Origin of the sequence: Flagellimonas flava (assembly GCF_050617915.1) — a bacterium.
GTDB classification, from domain to species: Bacteria; Bacteroidota; Bacteroidia; order Flavobacteriales; family Flavobacteriaceae; genus Flagellimonas; species Flagellimonas flava_A.
On record NZ_JBODQE010000181.1, the window covers coordinates 1 to 236 of the forward strand.

1 protein-coding gene is annotated in these 236 nt (G+C 41.1%); it reads left to right on the top strand.

The window, feature by feature from the left end:
* Window positions 1–236: ion channel (locus ACRHOZ_RS21465; protein WP_431130424.1), on the top strand; the 236-nt coding region annotated here is incomplete at both ends.

Below are 236 nucleotides of genomic sequence, written 5' to 3' on the forward strand. Positions count from 1 at the left end.
GATTTCTTGCATTGCTTCTTTTTTTGCGGATAGAATTGGCCCACGCAGGAGCATTTGAAGGGAGCTTACTTGAAAATCAACAGATAGCCATTAAAAGTGAAGCTATCCTATATTATGCATATATCACTTTGATGTCCATTGGATATGGTGAGATTGTTCCGGCCATTCCCATTGCACAAAAAGCTGCCATGTTGGTTGGGTTGATGGGACAGTTCTATTTGGTCATTGTTACTGCG